Origin of the sequence: Halomonas ventosae (genome assembly GCF_004363555.1) — a bacterium.
GTDB lineage: Bacteria > Pseudomonadota > Gammaproteobacteria > Pseudomonadales > Halomonadaceae > Halomonas > Halomonas ventosae.
In genome coordinates this window covers 105,218-125,882 of record NZ_SNZJ01000009.1, presented here as the reverse complement: position 1 = coordinate 125,882, position 20,665 = coordinate 105,218, and the positions used below count along the sequence as shown (strand labels likewise).

Below are 20,665 nucleotides of genomic sequence, written 5' to 3'. Positions count from 1 at the left end.
AGGGGGATGTCCTTCCGTGGCGCGAGGGTGTAGCTTGGAAATACTTTCCAGAATTATACTCACAACTGGTCTGACCAGCGAACCAGAGACTGGACACGCCCGTCAAGAAGGCACAGATTGAAGGCCACCACCGGACACCTGCCCGGCCCGCGCGGGTCATGGGCCATCCAGCGAGGAAGCCACATGAACATCCTCTATGACGAGCGGCTCGACGGCGAGCTGCCGGAAATCGACAAGGCCGACGTCCTGGCCGACCTGCAGCAGGCCGCGCCCGGTCTCACCCTGCTGCACCGCGAGGAGGACCTGCGCCCCTTCGAATGTGACGGCCTCTCCGCCTACCGCGTGCTGCCCATGCTGGTCGCCCTGCCCGAGACCCTCGAGCAGGTCGAGACGCTGATGAAGCGCTGCCGCGCCCTGGGCGTGCCGGTGGTGACCCGCGGGGCCGGCACCGGTCTCTCCGGCGGTGCCCTGCCCCTCGAGAAGGGGGTGCTGCTGGTCATGTCGCGCTTCAACCGCATCCTCGACGTGGACCCGGACGCCCGCATCGCCCGGCTCCAGCCCGGCGTTCGCAACCTGGCGATCTCCGAGGCGGCGGCCCCCTACGGCCTCTACTATGCGCCGGACCCCTCCTCGCAGATCGCCTGCTCCATCGGCGGCAACGTGGCCGAGAATGCCGGTGGCGTGCACTGCCTGAAGTACGGGCTGACCGTGCACAACGTAATGAAGGTGGAGGTGATCACCATCGAGGGCGAGCGCATGACGCTCGGCAGCGAGGCGCTGGACGCCGCGGGCCTCGACCTGCTGGCCCTGTTCACCGGTTCCGAGGGCATGCTCGGCGTGGTCACCGAGATCACCGTCAAGCTGCTGCCCAAGCCCGAGACCGCCAAGGTGCTGATGGCCAGCTTCGACGACGTCGAGAAGGCCGGCCGGGCGGTCGGCGACATCATCGCCGCCGGCATCATCCCCGGCGGGCTCGAGATGATGGACAAGCTCGCCATCCGCGCCGCCGAGGACTTCGTCAAGGCCGGCTATCCGGTAGAGGCCGAGGCCATCCTGCTCTGCGAGCTGGACGGGGTGGAAGCCGACGTCGACGATGACTGCGCCACCGTGCGCGCGGTGCTCGAGAAGGCCGGGGCCACCGGTATCCAGCAGGCCCGCGACGAGGCCGAGCGCGCCACCTTCTGGGCGGGGCGCAAGAACGCCTTCCCGGCGGTGGGCCGCATGTCGCCGGACTACTACTGCATGGACGGCACCATCCCGCGCCGCGAGCTGCCGCGGGTGCTGAAGGGCATCGCCGACTTCTCCGAGGAGTATGGGCTGCGGGTCGCCAACGTCTTCCATGCCGGCGACGGCAACATGCACCCGCTGATCCTCTTCGATGCCAACCGTCCCGGCGAGCTGGAGCAGGCCGAGGAGCTCGGCGGCAAGATCCTCGAGCTGTGCGTCGAGGTCGGCGGCTCGATCACCGGCGAGCACGGCGTGGGCCGCGAGAAGATCAACCAGATGTGCGCCCAGTTCAACCCGGGCGAACTGGCCACCTTCCATGCGGTCAAGGCGGCCTTCGACCCCGACCGCCTGCTCAACCCGGGCAAGAACATCCCGACCCTCGCCCGCTGCGCCGAGTTCGGTGCCATGCACGTGCACAACAACGAGCTCCCGCACCCCGAGCTGCCCCGATTCTGAGGATTCCCCATGGTGGAGACACGCCCCCAACCGACCGACCAGGACGTCAGCGAGGCCCTCGCCGAACGCATTCGCCGCGCCACGGCCGAGGGCAGTCCGCTGCGCATCGTCGGCGGTGATACCAAGGCCTTCTACGGCCGCCCCGTCGACGGCGAGACCCTGTCCACCCGCGAGCACCGCGGGATCACCTACTACGACCCGGTGGAACTGATCGTCTCGGTGCGCAGCGGCACGCCGCTGGCCGAGCTCGAAGCCACCCTGGCCGAGAACGGCCAGATGCTCGGCTGCGAGCCGCCCCACTTCGGCGCGGCTGCCACCGTGGGCGGCATGGTCGCCACCGGCCTCTCCGGCCCCCGCCGGCCCTGGGCCGGCAGCGTGCGCGACTTCGTGCTGGGCACCCGGGTGATCACCCACGAGGGACACCAGCAGCGCTTCGGCGGCGAGGTGATGAAGAACGTCGCCGGGTACGACCTGTCGCGGCTGATGGTGGGCGCCCAGGGAACCTTGGGGCTGATCACCGAGGTCTCGCTCAAGGTGCTGCCCCGACCCGGCGCCAGCCACAGCCTGCGCCTCGAGATGCCGCTGGCCGACGCCCAGGCGAAGCTCGCCGAGTGGGGGCGCCACCCGCTGCCCATCACCGCCGCCGCCTGGCACGCCGGCGCCCTGCACCTGCGCCTGGAGGGCGGGCCCAGCTCGGTCGCCGCCACCCGCGAGCGCCTCGGCGGCGACGAGCTGGACACGGAGTTCTGGACGGCGCTTCGCGAGCAGACGCTGGACTTCTTCTCCCGGGACGACGCCCGCGCCCTGTGGCGCCTCTCGCTGCCCCACAACACGCCCTCGCTGGCGCTTTCCGGCGTCCAGGAAGCGGACATGCTCCACGACTGGGCCGGCACCCAGCGCTGGCTGCGCAGCGACCTGCCCGCCGACACCATCCGCGAGGCCTGCGCCCGCGCCGGCGGCCACGCCACCTGCCTGGGGTCCCGCCAGGGACCGGGCCAGCCCGACCCCTTCATGCCGCTGGAACCGGTGGTGGCCAAGTACCATCGAAACCTGAAGGCCCAGCTGGATCCGAAGGGCATCTTCAACCCGGGCCGACTCTACGCGGAGCTCTGAGATGCAGACGCACTTTACCGAGGAAGACCTCAAGAAGCCCCATATCCGCGAGGCCGATCGCGTCCTGCGCAGCTGCGTGCACTGCGGCTTCTGCAATGCCACCTGTCCCACCTACCAGCTGCTGGGTGACGAGCGCGACGGTCCGCGCGGGCGCATCTACCTGATGAAGGAGATGCTCGAGAGCCCGGAAGACGACACCCAGGTCACCGAGGAGACGCGGCTGCACCTCGACCGCTGCCTCACCTGCCTCAACTGCGAGACCACCTGCCCCTCCGGGGTGGAGTACCACAAGCTGGTCAATATCGGCCGTGCCGAGATCGAGCGGCGCGTGCCCCGCTCGCTGCCCGAGCGCACGCTGCGCTTCGGGCTGCGCAAGGCCCTGGTGGAGCCCGCACGCTTCAAGGCGCTGCTCAAGCTGGGCCAGACCTTCCGACCGCTGGTGCCGGGCACCCTCAGGGACAAGATGCCTCCGGCGCCGGTGGATGCGGGCGCGCGCCCCGAGGGCAAGCGACACCCGCGCCAGATGCTCATTCTCGAGGGCTGCGTGCAGCCCGGGCTCTCGCCCAACACCAACGCCGCCACTGCCCGGGTACTGGATCGTCTGGGCATCGGCCTGACCCCGGCCCCGGAAGCCGGCTGCTGCGGTGCCATCGACTTCCACCTCAATGCTCAGGAAGCCGGCCGCACGCGCATGCGCGCCAACATCGACGCCTGGTGGCCCCATATCGAGAAAGAGGGCGAGGCCGGGGTTGAAGCAATAGTTCAGACCGCCAGCGGCTGCGGTGCCTTCGTCAAGGAGTATGGCGAGATGCTCGCCGACGACCCCGACTATGCCCACAAGGCCGAGCGCATCAGCGCGCTGGCCCGGGACCTGGTGGAGGTGCTGCGCGACGAGGACCTCACCGGCCTCGAGGTGAAGGAGCGCCGCCGGCTCGCCTTCCACTGCCCCTGCACCCTGCAGCACGCCCAGAAGCTCGGCGGCGCCGTGGACCAGGTGCTCGGCCGGCTCGGCTTCGCCCTCACCCCGGTGCAGGACGCCCACCTCTGCTGCGGCTCGGCGGGCACCTACTCTGTCACCCAGCCGGAACTCGCCACCCAGCTGCGCGACAACAAGCTCGACAATCTCGAGGCCGGCAATCCGGAGGTGATCGTCACGGCCAATATCGGCTGCCAGACCCACCTGGCCGGGGCCAACCGCACCCCGGTGAGGCACTGGATCGAGATCGTCGACGAGGCACTGGCATGAACGATCGTCACGGCGCTCAATCATTCAGCTGCCAGACCCACCTGGCCGGGGCCAACCGCACCCCGGTGAGTCACTGGATCGAGATCGTCGACGAGGCACTGGCATGAACGATCGTCACGGCGCTCAATCATTCAGCTGCCAGACCCACCTGGCCGGGGCCAACCGCACCCCGGTCCGGCACTGGATCGAGATCGTCGACGAGGCACTGGCATGAACGATCGTCACGGCGCTCAATCATTCAGCTGCCAGACCCGCCTGGCCGGAGCCAACCGCACCCCGGTGAGGCACTGGATCGAGAACGTCGACAAGACACTAGCCCCCTAAGGAGAACACCATGCAGACCAAGCCCGTACTGACCCTGGATGACGTCAACGCCATCCTCGACGCCGCCCAGCAGGAAGCCCAGGCCAACGGCTGGGCCGTGACCTTGGCCGTGGCCGACGATGGCGGCCACCTCCTCGGCCTGCGTCGCCTCGACGGTGCCCCGCCCTTCAGCGCCGACGTCGCCACCGAGAAGGCGCGCAACGCCGCCATCGGGCGCAAGGAGACCCAGGTCTTCGAGGACATGATCAACAATGGCCGGACCGCCTTCGTGACGGCCCCCATGCAGGCCCTGCTGGCCGGCGGTGTCCCGGTGCTCGTCGAGGGCCAGGTGGCCGGCAGCGTCGGCATCTCCGGCGTCAAGCCGGACCAGGACGTCCAGATCGCCAAGGCCGGCGTCGCCGCCATCGGCTGAGCACCTCGCGCCCTGCCCGCGACCAGGCCCCGCCCTTGCGGGGCCTTTCTGATGGCAGGGCCGCCCGAGACGCGTGGGCATGGAACTGATCCCGGGAGTGGTCCAGACTGGGACGATATCCGGTCGGGCCGACGCCTCAGGCGCGAGGAGGAGCTCATGGCGGGAGGATGGTCGAAGGATGGTGCCGTCCAGGAGCAGATCGACAGCACCGTCGAGGATGCCCTGGCACGCTCGCGCCGGCAGCTGCCGGACGGCGAGAGCGCCGAGCGCTGCGATGAGTGCGGGGACCCCATCCCCCAGGCGCGCCGCGAGGCGATCCGGGGGGTGCGCTTCTGTGTCACCTGCCAGGCCGAGCGCGACAGGCGCCCCTCGGGGCACAGCGGCTACAATCGCCGCGGCAGCAAGGACAGCCAGCTGCGCTGACGCTCCTGGAGGCCAAGGGCTTGTCCGCCCTCGAGACACCGGCAATCACGGCCCCGATATGCGGGGCCGCTTCATGTTCAGGGAACCTGTATGCCACTGCTCACCTTCCTGCCCCCGCTCGGCGCCGTGCTGATCTGGTCGGGCAACATGACCATCAACCAGCTCACCGTGGGCAGCATCGCCCCGAGCAGCATCGCCTTCCTGCGCTGGGTGCTGGCGCTGGCGGTACTGACCCCCTTCGTGCTGCCCGTGGCCTTGCGCCATCGCGACGCCATCCGCCGCCACTGGCCGAAGCTCGCTCTGCTGGGGCTGCTGGGCATGGCCATGTGGCAGGGGCTGGCCTATGTGGCCGCCGAGACCACCTCGGCCACCAACATGGGCATCCTGGCGGCCATGGTGCCGCTGCTGACCGTGCTGCTCAGTGCGCTGATCCTGCGCGAGGCGCCGAGTCTCGGCGGCACCCTGGGCGGGATACTGGCGCTGGCCGGGGTGTCGATCCTGCTGGGGCACGGCGACCCGCTGTCGCTGCTCGAACTGGAGGTGGCCCTGGGTGACCTGCTGATGGTGGTGGCCGCCACCTGCTATGCCCTCTACGGGGTGATGCTCAAGCGCTGGCCCCTGGACATGCCGCCCTGGGTGGTGCTCTACCTCCAGGCGGCCTTCGCCACCCTCTTCCTGCTGCCCGGCTACCTGATCGGCCCCATGACACCGGTGGATGGCCACAACGTCTGGCTGATCCTCTATGCGGGCATTCCCGCCTCGATCATCACCACCTTCCTGTGGATGCGGGCCATCCGCCAGATCGGCGCCAGCCAGGCCAGCATCTTCATCAACCTGATGCCGGTGTTCAGCGCCCTGATCGCCATGGCCTTCCTCGGCGAGCGGATCGCCGCCTACCACCTCGCCGGCGGGGCCCTGGTGCTGGTGGGCGTGATCATGGCCCAGACCCTCACCCGCCCGCTGGGACGGCTCACGCCGCGGGCGACGCGCCTCGACCGGGGCCCGCGCTGAGCATGGTAGACTGCAGCGAGACTGCCCCCTGACCCGAAGGAAGGAAGGACGCGCCATGTCCCTCGACGACCTGCACCTCAACCTGCGCAACCTCACCCCGGACGACTACCCGCAGCTCAAGACCCTGATGGACCGGGTCTATCACGACATCGGCGGGGCCTGGCCCAAGGCCACCATCGACAAGCTGATCACGGAATTCCCCGACGGCCAGATCGTCATCGAGGATGACGAGACCATCGTCGGCGTGGCCCTGACTGCGCTGGTGGACTACGACACCTTCTCCAACCCCCACCGCTACGACGACCTGATCGGCAAGCGCGAGACCATCCTCAACGACCCCGATGGCGACGCCATGTACGGGCTCGACGTGCTGATCCATCCGGACTATCGCGGCTACCGGCTGGGCCGGCGGCTCTACGAGGCGCGCAAGGAGCTGTGCCGCTCCATGAACCTGCGCTCGATCCTCGCCGGCGGGCGGATCCCCCAGTACCACGAGCATGCCCACGAGCTCTCCCCGGCCGAGTACCTCGACAAGGTGGCGCGCAAGGAGATCCACGACCCCATTCTCTCCTTCCAGCTGGCCAACGACTTCCAGGTCAAGCGCCTGCTGCGCAAGTACCTGCCGGAGGACGAGAAGTCCCAGGGCTATGCCACCCTGCTGGAGTGGAACAACATCCTCTTCGAGCCGGCGGAACGGGTGCTGGAGAACCGTCCCACCCAGGTCCGCGTCGGCGCCGTGCAGTGGCAGATGCGCGAGTTCGACTCGGTGGAGTCGGTACTGCAGCAGGTGGAGTACTTCGTCGATGCCCTGGCCGACTACCAGAGCGACTTCGCGGTCTTCCCGGAGCTGTTCAACGCCCCGCTGATGGGGCTGCAGGACCGCGCCGCCCAGCAGGACCAGATGGCCGCCATCCGCTTCCTGGCCGGCTTCACCGACCAGTTCAAGACCGAGCTGTCGCGCATGGCGGTCTCCTACAACATCAACATCGTCGCCGGCTCGATGATCGAGGTGGGCGAGGACGACCTCCTCTACAACATCGCCTACCTGTGCCATCGCGACGGCACCATCGAGCGCCAGGCCAAGCTGCACATCACCCCCCAGGAGCGCCGCGACTGGGTGATCGAGGGCGGCGACGAGCTGCTGGTGTTCCAGACCGATGCCGGCCGGGTGGGCATCCAGATCTGCTACGACGTGGAATTTCCCGAACTCTCGCGGCTGCTCGCCGACCAGGAGATGGACATCCTCTTCGTGCCCTTCTGGACCGACACCAAGAACGGCTACCTGCGGGTGCGCCACTGCGCCCAGGCGCGGGCCATCGAGAACGAGTGCTACGTGGTGCTGTGCGGCAGCGTCGGCAACGTGCCCTCCGTCGAGAACATGGAGATCCAGTACGCCCAGTCGTCGGTCTTCTCGCCTTCGGACTTCGCCTTCCCCCACGATGCCGTGCTCTCGGAGACCACGCCCAACACCGAGATGATCATGTTCTCGGACCTCGATCTGACCCGGCTGACCGTGGTGCGGGCCGAGGGCTCGGTGACCAACCTCAAGGATCGCCGCAAGGACCTCTTCGACCTGCGCTGGAGGGACTGGTCCTGGAAGTCCGGGGCCAACCTGGAGGAGAGCTGACGCCATGCTCGGCCGGCTGATGCGCCTGGGGGGCCGGCGCTTCGAGCAGCGCCACCCCTTTCCCGAGCAGACCTGGCGCGAGGCCCGGGAACGACTGCCACTGCTCGCCGCCCTGCCCGACGAGCTGGCCGAGCGGCTCGGTCATCGCGCCTGGCGGTTCGTGCATGACAAGCGCCTGAGCCTGCACCCCGAGCTCGCCGAGACCACCGACTTCGACCCGCCCGCCCGGCTGGCCCTGGCGGCCCAGGCCTGCCTGCTGACCCTGGGCTGGGAGGAGGACGAGCACCACGAGGCCTTTGCCAACGTCCACGAGATCCTGATCCTGCCCGAGGCCTTCCGGCGCCGGGTGGAGGAGATGGACGAGGCCGGCGTGGTCCACGAGTACGTCGACGAGCGCGCCGGCGAGACCTCCTCCCAGGGGCCGGTGGTGGTCTCCTTTCCCGACCTGATGGAGAGCGGCGACTTCTCGGGCTTCAACGTGCTGATCCACGAGCTGGCCCACAAGCTCGACCTGGGCAACTCCCTGGACGTTGACGGCTTTCCGCCACTGCCCCGGGAGATCGACCCGAGGGAGTGGCACCGGGTCTTCATGGGCGTCTGGGAGGACCTGCAGTCGCGCCTGGCGCACGGCGAGCCGACGCCGATCGACGACTATGCGGCGACCCACCCCGGCGAGTGCTTCGCGGTCTGCTGCGAACACTTCTTCACCGCCCCGGACGTGCTGCACGCCGCCTATCCCGAGCTCCATGCGCTGCTCGCGCGCTACTTCCGCCAGGACACCCTGGCGCGCTGCCCCCCGGCGGCTCACCCCGGGTCGGCGTCTACCTCGCGACAGAGCCACGACCACAGCAGCGACGCCTCCTCCTGACGCTGGCCGCGGGTCGAGCGCACCAGCCAGAAGCGCTCGTCGGTGGGCACGGCAAGGTCGAATGGCGCGACCAGGTCATCACGCCCCTCGAACAGGCGGCGATGGGTCAGCGCCACCCCACCTCCCAGGCTGGCCAGTGCCAGGGTCATCACCTGGTTGTCGCAGGTCAGCGCCGGAGAGCGCGACTCGAGGCCGGCCACCCCGGCCCGTTCCAGCCAGCTCGGCCAGCCCACGGCGAAGCCTGCCGCATGCAGCAGGGTCACGCCCGCCAGGTCGGCGGGTGCCGCCAGGCCGCGTGCCACCGCCGGGGCACACACCGGCAGCAGGTGCTCGGCACCCAGCGACAGCGCCTCCACGCCCGACCAGCCGCCACGCCCGTAGCGGATCTCGATATCCGCCCCCTCTGGGCCGAACTCGTCGGTCCAGATGGCACTGACCAGCCGCACGGCGATCGCCGGGTGGGCACGATGGAAGGCCAGCAACCGGGGCGCCAGCCAGTTCTGCTGGATGACCGGCGTGGTGCGCAGGGTGACCGAACGTGCCGGTGCGCTGCCGAAGACCTCTCGGGTGCCCTCGCCGATGCGCGCGAATCCCTCGTGGATGCTGGGCAGCCAGGCCTGGCCCGCCGGCGTGAGCGTGAGGCTTCGCGGGTGACGCACGAAGAGCTTCTGCCCCAATCGGTCCTCGAGCAGCCGGATGCGCTGGCTGATGGCCGCCTGGGTCACCCCCAGTTCGCGGCCGGCGGCCGTGAAGCTCAGGGTCCGCGCGGCTGCCTCGAAGGCCTGCAGCCAGGTCAGCGGAGGCAGGGCACTCATGAAAAAGCTACCCATAAGCTTGGCTTGGTCATAGGGGCCAGATTAATCGTTTGTCAGCCGTCGAGCCAGGCGTCACCCTCGGCATCCGTCAACCTGACATTCCCGAGGAGGACCGGATGGACGCCACTGCCCCACAGGCCACCACCGCCGCACCGGTGGAGATGCACGAGTTGGACCCCTACGCCCAGGCCCCGCGGCTGCACGATGGCCAGGCCGGCGAAACGGGGATCACGCTGGCCTGGGAGGATGGCGAGCAGGCCCGCCTGCCCTGGCTCTGGCTGCGCGACCACTGTGCCTGCCGCGCCTGCCGCCATGCCCAGACCCGCGAGCGCCTCGTCCTGCCGCAGCCGGCCATCGCCCGCCCCCGGGAGGCCCGCGTCGAGGCCGGCCACCTGCACCTGGTATGGGAGGACGGGCACGAGAGCCGCTTCGACGGCGGCTGGCTCCACCAGCGTCGCCCCGGCGGGGATGCGGCCACGACACTGCCCGCGCCGCACATCTGGCCCGAGGGCTTTCGCCCCGGGCGGGTCGACCACGCGGCCTTCACCGGCTCCGTCGAGGGCGAGCGGGCCTGGCTCGAGGCCCTGCTGCGCGACGGCCTGGTGCTGCTCGAACACGGGCCAGTGGCCGACGAGGAGGTGAGCCGCCTGGCCCGGCGCATCGGCCCGCTGCGTTCGACCAACTTCGGCGCCCGCTTCGATGTCCGCTCCAAGCCCAACCCCAACAACGCCGCCTATACCGCCATCGGCCTGGCACTGCACACCGACCTCCCGAACTGGCGCCAGCCGCCGGATATCCAGCTGCTCTACTGCCTGGAGAACGACGCCGAGGGCGGCGAGTCACTGTTCGCCGATGGCTACCGGGTCGCCGAGGCCCTGCGCCGCGAGGACCCGCAGGCCTTTCGCCTGCTCTGCGAGACGCCCATCGACTTCCGCTTCCAGGACGAGGAGCAGGACATCGCCGTGCGTGCGCCGATCCTGAGCTGCGACACGGACGGTCGCGTGGTGGAGGTGCGTTTCAACAACTGGATCCGCGACACCCTGCGCCTGCCGGCGGAAAACATCGACGCCTGGTACGCCGCCTACCACCGCTTCTGGACGCTGCTGCACGAGCCTCGCCACCGGTTCGCGTTCAGCCTGGCCCCGGGCGAGATGGTCGCCTTCGACAATCGCCGCGTGCTGCACGGCCGCGGCGCCTTCGACCCCGACAGCGGGCGGCGCCACCTGCAGGGCACCTATCTCGACCGCGACATGCTCGAGTCGCGGCTGCGGGTGCTGGCGCGCCAGCCCTGAGTCACCGGAGGCGGGGTGATCATGGCACAACGCCTCGCTTGCTCCCTGGCTCGCTCCCTGCGGGCCGGCCAGTCCCCTGCCAGGCATCGAGATCACCGGGCGTATCCACATCCCGGTGGATACCCGGGTCCTCGACAGGGATCAGGTGAAGCTGCGAGGCATGCCGGCGCACCACCTCGCGAGCCCCCCGGTCGCCCCGCAGCGCGGCAAGCTCGGGCCATAGCGCCCGGCCGAACAGCACCGGATGGCCAGGCCGTCCACCCTGGACCGGACGGAGGATGGTGTCCCGACGGGCCGCTCGGCCCAGCGCAACCAGCGTGGCCGGGGCGATGTCCGGCATGTCGCCCAGCAGCACCGCGACCGCCACCGGGGCGGCAAACACCTCCAGCGCGCCGACGGCATCGGCCAGGCTGCTGCCCAGCCCCAGGTCGGCGTTCACGGCACGTATCAGGCAGATGTCGGGCGAGAGGCCGAGTGCCTCGGGATCGTCGTCCTCGCGCAACACCACATAGCAGTCGTCGAAGGCCCCGGCGGCCCGCTCGACGGCACTCGCCAGCAGGGTGCGACCATCGGCCAGGCGCGCCCGGCGCTTGTCGGCGGCGCCGAAACGGCGTGAGCGCCCGGCCGCCATCACCAGGGCCACGACCCGAGCCAGCGGCCTCTCGCGAATGGGGGGCGCTGTCTCAGAGGGACTCACGGGAGCGCCCCCGCTGCACGCGGACGATGTCGGCCATCACTGCCAGGGCGATCTCGGCCGGCGTCTTGCTGCCCAGCGCCAGGCCGATCGGCATGTGGATCCGCGCCATCTCCTCCTCGCTCAGGCCGCCCGAGCGGCGCAGGCGCTCGGCACGCGCTGCGGAGGTCCGTTGCGATCCCATCACGCCGATATAGAAGGCCGGGGTGCGCACCGCCTCGATCATCGCCAGGTCATCGATGCGCGGGTCATGGGTCAGCGCCACCACCGCGGTGGCGGCATGGCAGGCGCCCGAGGCGATGAAGAGGGAGGGCAGTACCGACTGCACCTCGACGCCCTCGACGCGAAATTCCGCCCGTGCCTCCTCGCGGGGATCGCAGGCGATCACCTCGAAGCCCAGGGTGCGCGCGAATTCGGCGCAGGCATCGGCCACCGGCGAGAGGCCGGCGAGAATCAGACGCGCCGCGGGACCGATGCGCAGGCTCACCCTCCCTGCCCCGCGATCCTGAACGACACGAGGTCCCAGGCCGTCATCCTCGACGAAATGCACCCGGCCGCTGGCCAGGTCGACCCGGCGCATCAGGGGTCGCTGGCCGAGCAGGGTCGCCTGAATCACCTCCAGGTGGGTCAGGGTGGCGGCATCGGGTGCCAGGGGCTCGATCAGCACATCGAGCATGCCGCCACAGGGCAGGCGGATGCGCGGACCGCCCGGCCCCTCGGGGTCGCCGTAGCGCAGGGTCTGCAGGCCCGCATCGAACTCGCCGTCGCGCAGGCGGGCGAGGAAGTCCTCCTCGACACAGCCCCCGGAGAGCGAGCCGACATGCCTGCCGTCACTCCTTGCCACCAGCAGCGAGCCCGGCTCGCGGGGCGAGGAGCCGAAGGTGGCAAGCACCGTGCAGAGCCAGATCCGTCGACCCTCGCGCAGCCAGGCCAGTGCCTGGTCGACCACCTGCAGGTCGAGATGGCGCATCCTCAGCTCGCCAGTTGGTCGCCGACCGGCAGGCGGCGGATGCGCTTGCCGGTGGCGGCGAAGATGGCATTGCACAGGGCCGGCGCGACGGGTGGGAGGCCGGGTTCACCCACCCCACCCATGGCGTCGTTCGGGTTGTCGATCAGGTGGACGCGCACGACCCTGGGCGCGTTCGGCATCCGGGGGATCAGATAGCTGTCGAAGTTATCCTGCTGGGCCACGCCATCCTCGAAGGTCACCTCGCTCTGCAGGGCAATACCGATGCCCATCACGCAGGAGCCCTCCATCTGTGACCGGATTCGCTCCGGATTGGCCTGAGGCCCGCAGTCGAAGGCAATGTCCGCCCGGTGAATGGTCAGTTCGCCCGCCTCACTCACCTCCACGTCAAAGACGATGGCGGTGTAGGAGACGAAGCTGTGATGAAAGGCCAGGCCCAGGCCTCGCCCCTTCCCGGTCTCGCGCCCCCAGCCGGCCTCTTCGGTGGCCCGCTCGATGACGCGGCGCATGCGGGCCACATCGATCGGATAGAGTTCCGGATCCTCGCCGTAATTCCAGCCGTCACCCACGGTCAGGTTATGCACTTCCCGGTCCGGCCCCAGCAGGTCCAGCACGAAGTCCCGATGGTCCTTCCCGGCCGCCACGGCCATCTCATGGGCGAAGCTCTGGATGGCCCAGGCATGGGGCAGGTTGTAGACCGAGCGGAACCAGCCGATGCGGACATGGGCCGGCGCCGGCGGATTCTCCAGCCGGATGGCAGGAATACTGAACGGCATGGTATTGAAGCCCATGCCCAGCTCGAATTCCCCCTTGTGCCTGGGGTCCGGGGCAAACAGGGAGGCGATGCTGGGCGACAGGGTCCGGTGACGCCAGCTGGTCGCCTTGCCATCGGCGTCGAGGCCGGCTTCGAGATGATCGACGGAGACGGCGTGGAAGTAGGCATGCTGGATATCGTCTTCCCGGGACCACTGCAGCTTGATGGGCTGTCCCTCGAACTCCCTGGCCACTCGAGCCGCCTCCATCACGAAATCCGGCTTCGACTTGCGCCCGAAACCGCCGCCCAGCAGGGTCTGGTGGACGGTGACGTCCTCCAGGTCCATCTCCAGCAGTCCCGCGATGCCCTCACGGGTCGCCCTGGGGTTCTGGACCGGCGCCCAGGCCTCCGCCTTGCCATCCCTGATCCTCACCACCGCCACCGGCGGCTCCATGGGGGCCTGTGCCATGTGGGGCATGTAGTAGGTAGCAGATACCCGCCTGTCGGCGGCTTCCAGGGCGGCCTCGGCATCGCCGGACTGGCGAATGACCTTGCCGGGGGATTGCGCGGCCTTCTCCAGTGATTCCCGGTAGGCATCGGAGGTGTAATCGGCATTGTCCCCGGCGGCAGCCCTGTCCCACTCGATCTTCAGGGCCCTGCGCCCCTCCATGGCGGCCCAGGTGTTGGAGGCCACCACGGCAACGCCACCCAGCGGGTTGAAGGCGGCGGGCTGCCCCGTGCCTTCAATGGGGATCACCTTCCTGACACCGGTGACATTGAGCGCCTCGCTGTCATCGACGCTTTTCACCTTGGCGCCGTAGACGGGTGGACGAGCCACGACCGCGTAGAGGGTGTCCTCCAGATCCACATCTGCGCCGAATACGGCCCTGCCGGTGACAATGTCCTCACCGTCAATGGCCTTGGGATAGGCGGATTTCAGCTCGCCATTGATCAGGCCCGACTCCTTGCCGATGAAGCGCAGTTCGCTGTCGGATTTCAGCACCAGGGCATCCCTGCCCGGCACATCCAGCTCCCTCGCCGACTCCGCCAGCTCTCCGAAACCGAGCTCCCGGCCCGAGGCGGAGTGCACCACCTTGTGGATCCCGGCCCGCACCTCGTGAACGGGGACATCCCACCGGTTGGCCGCCGCCTGCTCGAGCATCAGCCTGGCGGCGGCGGCCGCACGTCGCATGGGCTGATACCAGTGACGCATGCTGCGGGAGCCATCGGTATTCTGGTTGCCGTACCTGTCCTGGTCCGCATTCGCCTGCTCGGCCCGGACCTGATCCCAGTCCGCGCCCAGCTCGTCGGCGGCCACCATCACCAGACTCGTGCGGATGCCCTGGCCCATCTCGGCACGGTTGTTGACGATGGTGACCAGACCGTCGGAATCGATGTGAATGAAAACGTTCGGATTGTCCACCCAGCCACCGGGCATGGCGCCGGCCCCGAACTGAGCCTGTTCATTGGCCAGCCCCAGGTCCCAGCGGGCTGCCAGCAGGAGAGCCGAGCCCCCGGCCAGCCCCTTCAGGAGACCGCGGCGGCTGACGTTGGCGAGCAGCAGTGTATCGGCTGACCGGCTCATGAGCTGACCTCCTTGCCTGCGGCGCGTTCGATGGCCGCCAGGATCCGGTTGTAGGTACCACAGCGGCACAGGTTGCCGGCCATGGCATCGACGATTTCCCGGGTGTCCGGTCGAGGCGTTCTCTTGAGCAGTGCCGTGGCGTTCATGATCTGGCCACCCTGGCAGTACCCGCACTGGGCCACGCCGAGATCCAGCCAGGCCTGCTGCACGCGCTGGCCCACGGCATCGTCGGCCATGGCCTCGATGGTGGTCACCTGGCGACCCTGGACAGCGGAGACCGGCGTCACGCAGGAGCGGGTAGCCTCGCCGTCCAGGTGCACGGTACAGGCACCGCACTCGGCGATGCCGCAGCCGAACTTGGTGCCCTTCAGGCCCGCCACGTCACGCAGTGCCCACAGCAGCGGCATGTTGTCGGGCACATCGAGCTCATGCTCGCTGCCGTTGATCGTCAAGGTGACCATGGTGTCTCTCCTCGGTGATGGGGAACGGCGCAGGCGAACGCCATGGAGTGACCTTAACCGCTCAGGGGCATTTCGCAACCAGCGGACCCGGGCGCAGGAAGTGCCGCGAGGCATGTTAGGCTGGGCGTTTCATGTTGAGCGGGCATCGACGCTTCATGCTCTCTCGATGACCGGCACCTCAACCTTGCCACCTGATCCCGGACGACTACCCACAGCGGTAGCCTTCCCCCAGCAGCCAAGGCGCTCGCTCGCATGCCCCGTCCGCTCCTGCTTCCGCTGATCGCCCTCATCCTGCTCGCCGGCCTGGCCATGGGCTGGCAGTGGCTGGCCAGCGAGGAGCTGCTCACCGTCGCCACGCTGCAGGGCCTGGTCCAGGGGTCCCTGGCCTGGCGCGACGCCCCCTGGGCGGTGCTGGTGGTGATGGCCGTCTACGCCGGGGCGTCGCTGGTGATGTTCCCGCTCAGCCTGCTGGTGGCGCTGACCGGGCTGCTGTTCGGCCCCTGGTGGGGCTTCGCCCATGCCCTGGCGGGAACCCTCGCCGCCTCGGTGCTGACCTGGTGGGTGGGCCGTCGGCTGGGCCGCGAGGCGCTGATGCGCCACGGCGGCCGGCACCTGCGCGGTGTCTCGCGCTACCTCTCGGGGCGCGGTATCCGCACCATGACCCTGGTCAACCTGCTGCCGCTGGCGCCCTTCACCCTGACCAACATGATGGCCGGGGCCTTCCGTCTGCGCTTTCGCGACTACATGATCGGCTCGTTGCTGGGCATCGCGCCGGGGCTGGCCGGGGTCACCCTGCTGGGCAGCCAGCTGGGCGAGCTGGCCACTGCCGAGAGCCGCGGCGACCTGCTCTGGGCCGCCGGCGGCCTGCTGGCGGGGATCGCCCTGCTGGCGGGCCTCAAGGCCTGGTCGGTCCGGCGCCGCCGCACCCGCTGACGGAAACTACTTGCGCGGCACCTCGCTCTCGTCCTGTGTCCGGTGGCCGGGCCACCAGGCGGGCCGGTCCTGCTCCCACTCCTCCTGCACCAGATGGCGCAACAGGCGGCCACGATGGCGAAGCATCTGCCACTCGGCGCCCAGCCGGTGACGCACCCGCTCCCAGCCGCCCTCGTCGGCGTGGGTGAAGGGGCCGCCCCGGGCGATGGCGCGGCGATAGACCGCCAGGCACCGCTCGGCACAGCGTGGCTCGTCGTACTCGGCGGCGGTCTCCAGTGCGGCCTCGGCCAGCGGCAGGCGGACACCAGGGTCCGTCAGGGCGGCCAGCGCCTCGGCCATGGCGTCCAGGTCATCCGCGGCGAGCAGTCGGCCGTTGCGGCCGTCGACCACCACCTCGCGCACCCCGGGGGCCTCGATGGCCACCACGGGCAGGCCGGCCGCCATGGCCTCGGCCACCACCATCCCCTGGGTCTCGCTGTGGGAGGCGAAGGCGAAGACGTCCATGGCATGATAGGCATCGATCAGCGCCTGCCCATGCAGGCGACCGGTGAAATGCAGGCGCCCCGCCACGCCCCGGGCTTCGGCGATGGCCTGGATGTCGCCGCGGGCCTCGCCCTCGCCCACCACCAGGAAGTGGGCCCCGGGCGCGCGGACCAGCGCCTCCGCTACCGCCCCGGCCAGGAACGCCAGGTTCTTCTCCAGCGCCAGGCGCCCCAGGTGGCCAATCACGTAGGCGGCCTCGGGAATGCCGAGGCGGTGGCGCCAGTGCGCCCTGTCCCCGACGGCAAACCGCGCGGTATCCACGCCGCTCGGCACCACGCTGATGCGGGGATTGGCCTCGCGCCGGCGCAGCAGGTCCTGGATGCTCTCGCTGGGCGCGATCACCTCGTCGCACAGCCAGGTGTACTGGGTGGCGAGCGCCACCGCGAAGCGCTGCATGCGCGGCGAGTCACCGGGCACGTAATGGGTGTAGTGCTCGTAGAGGGTGTGATGAGTGAAGACCAGGGGCAGACCGTAGGTCTCCGCCGCCCGGGCGGCCGTGTCGCCCAGCAGGAAGGGGTGGTGGGCATGGACGATATCGGGTTCGAAGGCCTCGATCGCCTCATGGAGCTGGCCGGGGATCGGCACCGGCAACGAGAAGTCGCTGCCGTTGAAGTGCTGCACCGCCACCACCCGCACCACGTCGCGCTCCTCCCGGGGCTGCCCCTCCAGGCGCGGCGCCACCACCAGCACCCGGTGGCCGGCGGCCTGCAGCTGGTGCTTGAGGCGCTGCACCGACTCGCTGACCCCGCCGACGATGGGCAGGTAGGTATTGGTGAACATCAGCACATTCACGGCAACAGGGCTCCTCGGCTGGCGGTGGCGCCATTCTGCCGGGTAGGCACCCGGCTGGCCATCTCCTGTTCAAGATAGGCGACGAAGGCGCGGATGCGCGCCGGCACGTGCCGGTGCTGGCGATAGACGGCGTGGAAGTCGGCGCGCACCCCCTGCCAGTCGGGCAGCAGCTCGACCAGGCGACCGCGGGCCAGGTGGTCGTGCACGTCCCACCAAGAGCGCAGCGCGATGCCGTGCCCGTCCAGCGCCAGCCGCATGACCACCTCGCCGTCATTGCTGGCCAGTGGCCCAGCCACCTTCACCGCCTGTTCCACCGCGGGGTCGTCGCGGCGCTGGAAGCGCCACACCGCGAAGTCGCTGTCGTTCTCGCGCAGCAGCAGGCACGCCTGTCCCGAGAGGTCCGCCGGCGAGCGCAGCGGCGGCAGGGCCGCCAGCCGGGCGGGGGCGGCGCAGAGCACGCGACGGTTGGCCAGGATCCGGCGGGCCACCAGCCGGGAGTCCGGCGGCTCGCCGACGCGGATGCCGATGTCGAAGGCCTGGTCGCCCAGGCTCAGCGGGAAGCCGGAGAGCTCGAGGCTCGCCTCGATGCCGGGATGGTCCCGGCAGAAGGCAGAGAGCAGCGGGGCCACGTGGCGGCGGCCGAAGCCGAAGGTGGCGTTGACCCGTAGCGGGCCGGAGAGCTCGGCACGATGCTCGCCGAGGGACTCCTCGAGCTCGCTGAGCTCCTCGAGGATCATCCCGCCCCGTGCCAGGTAGCGCTCGCCCTCGGCGGTCAGCGCCAGGCGCCGGGTGGTGCGGCTGGCCAGCTCGACGCCCAGCCGGGCCTCGAGCTGCTTGAGGCGCTTGCTCACCGCCGACAGCGACAGGCCCAGTTCCCGGGCGGTAGCGGTAAGACTGCCGGCATGGGCCAGGCGGCGGAAGAAGGCCAGGTCATCGAGGGGCGTCATGCCATTCTCCACTCTCGTTCAACAATGAGTTGAATGGTACCGCGATTATCTTTCCTCCGTGCAGGTCTAGACTGCAGGCACGACCCATGCATCCCAGGAGGAGTTCCATGACCCATCGCATCGCCGTCATTCCCGGCGACGGCATCGGCAAGGAGGTGATGCCCGAGGGGCTGCGCGCCCTCGAGGCCGCCGCCGCGCGCTTCGGCATCGACCTGACGCTCGAGCACTTCGACTTCGCCAGCTGCGACTACTACGCCGAGCACGGCCAGATGCTGCCCGACGACTGGTTCGAGCAGCTCAAGGACGCCGATGCCATCTTCTACGGTGCCGTGGGCTGGCCGGAGACCGTACCCGACCACATCTCCCTGTGGGGCTCCCTGCTGCAGTTCCGTCGTCGCTTCGACCAGTACGTCAACCTGCGCCCCTGCAAGCTGCTGCCCGGCGTGAAGAGTCCGTTGGCGGACCGTGAACCCGGCGATATCGACTTCTACGTGGTGCGAGAGAACACCGAGGGCGAGTATTCCAGCGTCGGCGGCAAGATGTTCGAGGGCACCGAGCGCGAGGTGGTGATCCAGGAGACCGTGATGACCCGCACCGGGGTCGACCGGGTGCTGAAGTACGCCTATGAGCTGGCCCAGTCACGCCCGCGCAAGAAGCTCACCTCGGCCACCAAGTCCAACGGCATCGCCATCACCATGCCCTGGTGGGACGAGCGCGTGAAGGCGATGGGCGTGAACTACCCCGAGGTGTCGGTGGACCAGTTCCATATCGACATCCTCACCGCCAACTTCGTGATGCATCCCGACTGGTTCGACGTGGTGGTGGCCAGCAACCTGTTCGGCGACATCCTCTCCGACCTGGGACCGGCCTGCACCGGCACCATCGGCGTGGCCCCGTCGGCCAACATCAACCCGGACGGCCTCTTCCCGAGCCTCTTCGAGCCGGTCCACGGCAGCGCCCCGGACATCGCCGGCAAGGGCATCGCCAATCCCATCGGCCAGGTCTGGTCCGCGGCGATGATGCTCGAGCACCTGGGCCACCCAGCGGCCGGCCAGGCCATCGTCGATGCCTTCGAGGCGGTGCTCGCCGAGGGCGACAAGGCGGTACTGACGCCGGACCTCGGCGGACAGGGCACCACCGAGGCCATGGGCCGCGCCATCGCCGAGCGCATCGCCGGCTGATTCTCCCCCGACAGCTCGGCGTGAAAAGGCCCCGCCCCGCTCTCCGCATGGGAGAGCGGGGCGGGGCCCGGATCGTCGCGGGGTTGAGCGGGCGCGGCGTCAGCCGGCCAGCCTGGCGGCGATGCGCGCCACGTGCTCGCCTTGGAAGCGAGCGATACTGAGCTCCCGTTCGTCGGGCTGGCGCGAGCCGTCGCCACCGGCGATGGTGGAGGCACCATAGGGGTTGCCGCCGCCCGCCTGGTCGAAGACGTACTGCTCGCCGATGCCGTAGCCCAGTGGCACGATCACCATGCCGTGGTGCGCCAGGGTGTTCCAGAAGGAGGTGATGGTGGTCTCCTGGCCGCCGCCGGTACCGGTGGAGGTGAAGACACTCGCCACCTTGCCGCGCAGCTTGCCGCCCGCCCACAGGCCGCCGGTCTGGTCGAGGAAGGTGCGCATCTGGGCGGACATGTTGCCGAAGCGGGTCGGGCTGCCGAAGATCACCGCGTCGAAGTCGGCCAACTCCTCGGGGCTCGCCTCGGGGCTGTCGAACGACCGACCGCCTGCCTTGGCGAATGCCTCGGCATCCATGGTCTCGGGCACCCGCTTGAGGGTGACCTCGACGCCCTCGACGTCGCGCGCCCCTTCGGCCACGGTGCGGGCCAGGGTATCGATATGGCCATACATGGAGTGGTAGAGCACCAGTATCCGGGTCATGCGCTTGGCTCCTCTCGTCGTTCCATCGAGTGATGGTTCCCAGTCTAGAATCGACGGAAACGAAGAGAAGCGAAGAAACTCGACGTTATCGATCGACCGGATCGAAACGTCAGGCCCTGCGCCATACGCCCTCGAGGATCCGTTTCCGATCCGCGGCCAGCAATGGCAGGCGGGCACCAACCGGCAAGACGTGACGGGCGGCTGGCCCGATATTCCTGTGGCAGATCCTGGCCTATGCTGGTCCGGGAACGCGATGCCTCTCACGCGCAGAGCAGCTTCCCTTCCACGACCCGATGCC

The 20,665-nt window shown here is 69.4% G+C and carries 19 protein-coding genes; 11 read left to right on the top strand and 8 right to left on the bottom strand.

The genetic code is table 11. The features are described from left to right. Positions 1-183 precede the first annotated feature (183 nt). From glcD to DFP85_RS09700, 8 genes are all read left to right on the top strand, one after another. Complete coding sequence (glcD, locus tag DFP85_RS09735) at positions 184-1,683, top strand: glycolate oxidase subunit GlcD (protein WP_133636087.1); 1,500 nt, start codon at positions 184-186, stop codon at positions 1,681-1,683. A gap of 9 nt (positions 1,684-1,692) precedes the next feature. Next, the gene (glcE, locus tag DFP85_RS09730; RefSeq protein ID WP_133636086.1) at positions 1,693-2,796 is read left to right on the top strand and encodes a glycolate oxidase subunit GlcE; all 1,104 of its coding nucleotides are present in this window, start codon (positions 1,693-1,695) and stop codon (positions 2,794-2,796) included. 1 nt (position 2,797) lies between these two features. Beyond that, on the top strand, positions 2,798-4,042 hold the full coding sequence (gene glcF / locus DFP85_RS09725) for a glycolate oxidase subunit GlcF (protein ID WP_133636085.1): 1,245 nt from the start codon (positions 2,798-2,800) through the stop codon (positions 4,040-4,042). Positions 4,043-4,376: 334 nt separating this feature from the next. Continuing rightward, the gene (locus DFP85_RS09720) at positions 4,377-4,778 is read left to right on the top strand and encodes a GlcG/HbpS family heme-binding protein (protein WP_133636084.1); all 402 of its coding nucleotides are present in this window, start codon (positions 4,377-4,379) and stop codon (positions 4,776-4,778) included. A gap of 156 nt (positions 4,779-4,934) precedes the next feature. Further along, positions 4,935-5,201 carry a DksA/TraR family C4-type zinc finger protein gene (locus DFP85_RS09715; RefSeq protein WP_133636083.1) on the top strand — a complete coding sequence of 89 codons (267 nt, stop codon included), beginning with the start codon at positions 4,935-4,937 and terminating at the stop codon, positions 5,199-5,201. 90 nt (positions 5,202-5,291) lie between these two features. Continuing rightward, positions 5,292-6,212 carry a DMT family transporter gene (locus DFP85_RS09710; RefSeq protein WP_133636082.1) on the top strand — a complete coding sequence of 307 codons (921 nt, stop codon included), beginning with the start codon at positions 5,292-5,294 and terminating at the stop codon, positions 6,210-6,212. Between the two features lie 55 nt (positions 6,213-6,267). Continuing rightward, complete coding sequence (locus DFP85_RS09705) at positions 6,268-7,839, top strand: bifunctional GNAT family N-acetyltransferase/carbon-nitrogen hydrolase family protein (protein WP_133636081.1); 1,572 nt, start codon at positions 6,268-6,270, stop codon at positions 7,837-7,839. Positions 7,840-7,843: 4 nt separating this feature from the next. Next, a complete protein-coding gene (locus tag DFP85_RS09700) occupies positions 7,844-8,707 on the top strand; it encodes a M90 family metallopeptidase (RefSeq protein WP_133636080.1) in 864 nt (287 codons plus the stop codon). On the opposite strand, the gene DFP85_RS09695 is transcribed toward DFP85_RS09700, so the two are convergent. After that, the gene (locus DFP85_RS09695) at positions 8,644-9,522 is read right to left on the bottom strand and encodes a LysR family transcriptional regulator (protein ID WP_133636079.1); all 879 of its coding nucleotides are present in this window, start codon (positions 9,520-9,522) and stop codon (positions 8,644-8,646) included. The genes DFP85_RS09700 and DFP85_RS09695 overlap by 64 nt on opposite strands. Positions 9,523-9,638: 116 nt before the next feature. On the opposite strand from DFP85_RS09695, the gene DFP85_RS09690 reads away from it, so the two are divergent. Continuing rightward, positions 9,639-10,814 (top strand): TauD/TfdA family dioxygenase, encoded by a 1,176-nt coding sequence (locus DFP85_RS09690; protein WP_133636078.1) that lies wholly within the window; start codon positions 9,639-9,641, stop codon positions 10,812-10,814. Positions 10,815-10,833: 19 nt separating this feature from the next. On the opposite strand, the gene DFP85_RS09685 is transcribed toward DFP85_RS09690, so the two are convergent. From DFP85_RS09685 to DFP85_RS09670, 4 genes are read right to left on the bottom strand one after another with little or no spacing between them, the layout of a single operon-like run. Beyond that, positions 10,834-11,511 (bottom strand): nucleotidyltransferase family protein, encoded by a 678-nt coding sequence (locus DFP85_RS09685; RefSeq protein WP_243737258.1) that lies wholly within the window; start codon positions 11,509-11,511, stop codon positions 10,834-10,836. Then, positions 11,498-12,478 (bottom strand): XdhC family protein, encoded by a 981-nt coding sequence (locus DFP85_RS09680; protein ID WP_133636077.1) that lies wholly within the window; start codon positions 12,476-12,478, stop codon positions 11,498-11,500. The genes DFP85_RS09685 and DFP85_RS09680 overlap by 14 nt, the downstream gene beginning before the upstream one ends. A 2-nt stretch (positions 12,479-12,480) precedes the next feature. Beyond that, positions 12,481-14,814 (bottom strand): xanthine dehydrogenase family protein molybdopterin-binding subunit, encoded by a 2,334-nt coding sequence (locus DFP85_RS09675; protein ID WP_133636076.1) that lies wholly within the window; start codon positions 14,812-14,814, stop codon positions 12,481-12,483. After that, positions 14,811-15,275, bottom strand: a complete 465-nt coding sequence (locus DFP85_RS09670; protein ID WP_133636075.1) for a (2Fe-2S)-binding protein — start codon at positions 15,273-15,275, stop codon at positions 14,811-14,813. Before DFP85_RS09670 ends, DFP85_RS09675 begins: the two co-directional genes overlap by 4 nt. A gap of 252 nt (positions 15,276-15,527) precedes the next feature. Here DFP85_RS09670 and DFP85_RS09665 point away from each other — a divergent pair, with 252 nt between their 5' ends. Further along, a complete protein-coding gene (locus tag DFP85_RS09665) occupies positions 15,528-16,208 on the top strand; it encodes a TVP38/TMEM64 family protein (protein WP_133636074.1) in 681 nt (226 codons plus the stop codon). 6 nt (positions 16,209-16,214) lie between these two features. On the opposite strand, the gene DFP85_RS09660 is transcribed toward DFP85_RS09665, so the two are convergent. Further along, the gene (locus tag DFP85_RS09660) at positions 16,215-17,543 is read right to left on the bottom strand and encodes a glycosyltransferase (protein ID WP_133636073.1); all 1,329 of its coding nucleotides are present in this window, start codon (positions 17,541-17,543) and stop codon (positions 16,215-16,217) included. Next, a complete protein-coding gene (locus tag DFP85_RS09655) occupies positions 17,540-18,490 on the bottom strand; it encodes a LysR family transcriptional regulator (protein ID WP_133636072.1) in 951 nt (316 codons plus the stop codon). The genes DFP85_RS09660 and DFP85_RS09655 overlap by 4 nt, the downstream gene beginning before the upstream one ends. 107 nt (positions 18,491-18,597) lie before the next feature. Between DFP85_RS09655 and DFP85_RS09650 the strand changes: the two genes are divergently transcribed. Then, positions 18,598-19,671, top strand: coding sequence for a tartrate dehydrogenase (locus DFP85_RS09650; protein WP_133636071.1), 1,074 nt, complete (start codon positions 18,598-18,600; stop codon positions 19,669-19,671). A gap of 99 nt (positions 19,672-19,770) precedes the next feature. On the opposite strand, the gene wrbA is transcribed toward DFP85_RS09650, so the two are convergent. Further along, positions 19,771-20,367 (bottom strand): NAD(P)H:quinone oxidoreductase, encoded by a 597-nt coding sequence (gene wrbA / locus DFP85_RS09645; RefSeq protein WP_133636070.1) that lies wholly within the window; start codon positions 20,365-20,367, stop codon positions 19,771-19,773. Positions 20,368-20,665: the final 298 nt, after the last annotated feature.